The 4,482-nt window shown below is 72.3% G+C and carries 3 protein-coding genes; 1 reads left to right on the forward strand and 2 read right to left on the reverse strand.

The genetic code is table 11. The annotated features are described in order from the left end of the window. Positions 1–1,293: hypothetical protein (locus F8274_RS29920; RefSeq protein ID WP_151465694.1), on the reverse strand; the 1,293-nt coding region annotated here is incomplete at its 3' end. A 50-nt stretch (positions 1,294–1,343) separates the two neighbouring features. Beyond that, positions 1,344–2,807, reverse strand: coding sequence for a GTPase HflX (gene hflX / locus F8274_RS29925; RefSeq protein ID WP_151465695.1), 1,464 nt, complete (start codon positions 2,805–2,807; stop codon positions 1,344–1,346). Positions 2,808–3,003: 196 nt separating this feature from the next. On the opposite strand from hflX, the gene F8274_RS29930 reads away from it, so the two are divergent. Then, positions 3,004–4,476 carry an NAD-dependent malic enzyme gene (locus tag F8274_RS29930; RefSeq protein ID WP_151465696.1) on the forward strand — a complete coding sequence of 491 codons (1,473 nt, stop codon included), beginning with the start codon at positions 3,004–3,006 and terminating at the stop codon, positions 4,474–4,476. Positions 4,477–4,482 lie beyond the last annotated feature (6 nt).

Here is a 4,482-nt window from a genome sequence, read left to right on the forward strand (position 1 = left end):
CCCGCCGCCCGGGCGACCGCCGTTCGCCGGGGCGCCGCCGTAGACCCCACCCGCACCGCCACCGCCGCCGTAGACCCCGCCGCGCGGCGGGGCGTCGGGCCGGTTGCCCGGCGGCGGATAGGCGGGGTTGGCCGGGAACTCGTCGCCGCGCTCGTCGGTCGGCTCGGCCGGCGGCGCCGGCTTGCGCCGGGCCCGCAGGATGCCGAAGATTCCCGCGCCGACCATGAGCGCGCCGACCACGCCGACCGCCGCGATGAGGTACGTGATCTCGTCGAGGCTGAGCCCCTCGATCCAGGACTTCTGCGCGGCCGCCTTGGTGTCTGACTTGCCGGCGTTGGGCAGCGCCTCGACGCCCGTCGTGGCCGGGGTGTAGCTGAGGACGTCGATCGGGTCCGCGGCGTCCAGCAGGCCGCCGTCGGAGACGGTGACGAAGGACTTACCGTCCGGCGCGTAGGAGATGGCCTCGCCGAACGGGTCGGCGAGGGGCGTGACCCGGGGCTTGCCGGTGGTCAACGCTCCGACGATGTCGCCGCCGGTCACGTCGAACTCGAAGGCGTCGCCGTAGGTGCGCAGCACCACCCGGGCGCCGTCGGGCGAGCGGGCGGCGCCGGTGACCAGCAGCCGGCCGGGGCCGCCCAGCTTGTTCTCGGTGTCGGTCTTGGGGAGCGTGACCTCGCCGACCTTCTTCATGGGGATGGCCTCGAGGTCACCGCTGCTCTTGAACTTGGCCGTCGGCGTGAAGATCTCCGACTTGCCGGACAGGTCCTTGGTGATGACCAGCGGCAGGTTGTCGTCGCCGACGAGCAGCGCCTCGGCGTCGTGCGGCTCCTTGCCGGGGTAGGACAGCCGGTGCAGCACCGGCTGCTTCGACCCGCTCAACGGCATGGTCCAGACCGCGACCCGCTCCCGCCGGGTCTTGGCCTCGACGTTGTCGCCGGTGTCGGCGATGAAGAGCGTCTTCTTGTCCGGCCCGACGGCCAGGTCCTCCGTGTCGTAGGGACCGGAGCCCGTGTAGCGGACCGGGTCCTTGGAGATCTCGCACTTCGTGTCGAGGAAGAAGACCCGTTTACGGCTTTCGTCCTCGGTGCCGTCGTTGATCACGACGTAGCCGCTGCTGGTAGCGACGATGCCGGACAGCTCCCGGAGTCGGTTGTCGTCGACGGTGCACTTCTTCTTGGGAGCCGCGGCCAGCACGGGGGCCGCGGCGGGAGCCGCCAGGGCGAGCCCGGCCGGCGCCACGACCGCGCCGACGAGGCTCAGCGCGATCGTGACCGAGGAGACAGCGTGCCGCATGGCGCCAAGTGTCGCACGACCCAGGTTTCGGGCGGGTGACGCCGGACGGCTCACCGCCCGGCGCCCACCCGTTCCTCGCTGGTGAGCCGGTCCCCCGCCCGGTACGGCACGAGCTCGGCGGCCAGCGCCTGGCCCACCCGGACGTGCAGCAGGGTGCCCTCGGGCAGGTGCGCGGTGCTCAGCACCTCGCCCTGCCGGTGCACCCGGGCCACCAGGTCCCCCCGGTCGTACGGGAGCACCGCCCGGATCTCGACGGCCGGCCGCGGGAGGCGCTGCTCGACGGCCTCGCGCAGCCCGTCGATCCCGCGCCCGCTGTGCGCGGAGACGAGGACCGCCTCCGGCCAGAGCCGCTTGAGCCGCAGCAGCGTCTCCTCGTCGGCGGCGTCGATCTTGTTGACCACCAGCAGCTCGGGCAGCCGGTCGGCGCCCACCTCGGCGAGCACCTCGCGGACCGCCCGGACCTGCTCCTCCGGGTCCGGGTGGGTGCCGTCGACCACGTGCACCACCAGGTCGGCGTCGGCGACCTCCTCCAGCGTCGAGCGGAACGCCTCGACGATCTGGTGCGGCAGGTGCCGGACGAACCCGACCGTGTCGGAGAGGGTGTAGAGCCGGCCGTCGGAGGCGGTGGCCCGGCGGGTGGTCGGGTCCAGGGTGGCGAACAGCGCGTTCTCCACCAGCACGCCCGCCCCGGTGAGGCGGTTGAGCAGGCTGGACTTGCCGGCGTTGGTGTAGCCGGCGATGGCCACCGCGGGCACCGCGTTGCGGGTGCGGCGGGCACGCTTGGTCTGGCGTACCGTCGTCATGCTCTTGATCTCGCGGCGCAGCCGCGCGATGCGGTGCCGGATCCGGCGCCGGTCGGTCTCGAGCTTGGTCTCACCCGGACCGCGCAGGCCCACGCCGCCGCCGGCGCCACCGCCGCGGCCGCTACCACCGGTCTGCCGGGAGAGGGTCTCACCCCAACCGCGCAGTCGCGGCAGCAGGTATTCGAGCTGGGCCAGCTCGACCTGCGCCTTGCCCTCGCGGCTCTTGGCGTGCTGGGCGAAGATGTCGAGGATCAGGGCGGTCCGGTCGACCACCTTGACCTTGGTGCGCTGCTCCAGGTTGCGCAGCTGCGACGGGGACAGCTCGCCGTCGCAGATGACCGTGTCGGCGCCGGTGGATAGCACCACGGCGCTCAGGTCGTCGACCTTGCCCCGACCGATGTAGGTGGCCGGGTCCGGCCGGTTGCGCCGCTGGATCAGCCCCTCGAGCACCTGCGAGCCGGCCGTCTCGGCCAGCGCCGCCAGCTCGGTGAGGCTGTTGTCGGCGTCGGCCTGGGTCCCCTCGGTCCAGACGCCCACGAGGACGACCCGCTCCAGCCGCAGCTGGCGGTATTCGACCTCGGTGATGTCACTGAGCTCGGTGGAGAGGCCGGGGACCCGCCGCAGCGCCTGCCGCTCCGACAGCTCGAACTCGCCGGTGGTGGCGTCGAGCTCGTCGTCCTCGTAGGGAAGGAAGGTCTCCTGCTCTCGCAAACCGCGACTCCTGTCCGTTATGTCTTTTGCCGGGGCATTTCCCGTTCGCATGAGCATCCTGACATGTACCAACGCCCAACGCACCCGCTATATGCCCGTGGCGTTACTAACCGGTAGCGGGGCCGGATGCCGGCCGACCTGGGCGGGCGAGTAGAAATGCCAGGCGAGCCGCTCAGCGTCGACGGAGGAGTTATTCGTGGCCAACACCCGACTGCCGAGTGCCGGATTCTCGATCACGATCCGGATCGCGGTACCCGCGGACGCCTCCTCCATCGGGCGGCTGACCACCGCGGCGGGCGAGGCCGGCGCCATCGTCACCGCGCTGGACGTGGTCGACTCCGACCCGGCCCACGTGATCGTCGACCTCACCTGCGACACCGCCGACTCGAACCACGCCGACCAGGTGGTCGACGCGCTGACCGCGCTCGACGGGGTGGACGTCCGCAAGGTCTCCGACCGGACGTTCCTGCTGCACCTCGGCGGCAAGATCGAGGTCAACTCGAAGGTCGCGCTGCGCACCCGTGACGAGCTGTCCCGCGCGTACACCCCCGGGGTGGCCCGGGTCTGCATGGCGATCGCCGAGAACCCGGCCGACGCCCGCCGGCTCACCATCAAGCGCAACACCGTCGCCGTGGTCAGCGACGGCTCCGCCGTGCTCGGCCTCGGCAACCTCGGGCCGGCCGCCTCGCTGCCCGTGATGGAGGGCAAGGCCGCGCTGTTCAAGCGCTTCGGCGGGGTGGACGCCTGGCCGGTGGTGCTGGACACCCAGGACACCGACGAGATCGTGCAGATCGTCAAGGCGATCGCGCCGGCCTACGGGGGCATCAACCTGGAGGACATCGCCGCGCCGCGCTGCTTCGAGATCGAGGCCCGGCTGCGCGAGGCGCTGGACATCCCGGTCTTCCACGACGACCAGCACGGCACCGCCATCTGCGTGCTGGCCGCGCTGACCAACGCGCTGCGGGTGGTGGGCAAGCACCTCTCGGACGTCCGCGTCGTCGTCTCCGGCGCCGGCGCGGCCGGCACCGCGATCATGAAACTGCTGCTGCGGCAGGGCGTGGGCGACATCATCGCGTACGACCGGCAGGGCGCCCTGCACCGCGACCTGCCCGACCTCAACCCGGCATGGCAGTGGCTGGCCGAGCACACCAACAAGGAGAACTACTCCGGCGACCTGCCCGGCGCGATCCGCGGCGCCGACGTGTTCATCGGGGTGAGCGCGCCGAACCTGCTCACCGGCGACGACATCGCCACCATGGCGAAGGACGCGATCGTCTTCGCGCTGGCCAACCCCGACCCGGAGGTGGACCCGCGGGAGGCCCGCAAGCACGCCGCCGTGGTCGCCACCGGCCGGTCCGACCAGCCGAACCAGATCAACAACGTGCTCGCCTTCCCGGGCGTCTTCCGCGGCATGCTCGACGCGCACGCCGAGGAGTTCACCGAGGAGATGGCGATCGCGGCGGCCCGGGCCATCGCCGACGTGGTCGGCGAGGACAAGATCAACCCGACGGTGATCGTGCCGAGCGTCTTCGACTCGCGGGTGGCCCCGGCCGTCGCCGCCGCCGTCCGCGCCGCCGCCCAGAACCCGGCCGCGACGCCCCCGCCGGCCGCCGACCCCGGCCCGGCCGACCTCCCGGAAATCGCCGCCAACGCCAGCGCCACCCCCTGAGCAGGC

Source organism: Micromonospora sp. AMSO31t (assembly GCF_008868175.1).
Taxonomy (GTDB): Bacteria; Actinomycetota; Actinomycetes; order Mycobacteriales; family Micromonosporaceae; genus Micromonospora.